The following is a 252-nucleotide window of genomic DNA, read 5'->3' on the forward strand; positions in this document are numbered from 1 at the left end:
GGTCCAACCGCGCGCTGGACCTCCTCTGCGACCGGGCCATTGCGGGCGCGCAGGCGGCCAAGGTGCGCGTGCTCGAACTGCAGGCGCACTGGGGCCGTTGCACGCACGACATGTTCCGCGGCGCCTACGCTGACGCGTTGCGCCATTCCGGGGTCCTGCTCGGGGTGGTGCAGTCCTGGTCGGACCTGGCGGCGCTCAACCTCGCCCACCGGATCAGCGCGATGGCCAACCACTTCTGCGGCGCGTTCGATG

1 protein-coding gene is annotated in these 252 nt (G+C 71.0%); it reads left to right on the forward strand.

All coding sequences use genetic code 11. The annotated features are described in order from the left end of the window. Positions 1-252 (forward strand): hypothetical protein (locus tag SB753_RS39580; RefSeq protein WP_410805487.1); only part of this gene is annotated, 252 nt, incomplete at both ends.

It is taken from the genome of Paraburkholderia sp. SIMBA_053, from assembly GCF_046534895.1.
In the GTDB taxonomy this organism is placed as follows: Bacteria; Pseudomonadota; Gammaproteobacteria; order Burkholderiales; family Burkholderiaceae; genus Paraburkholderia; species Paraburkholderia caledonica.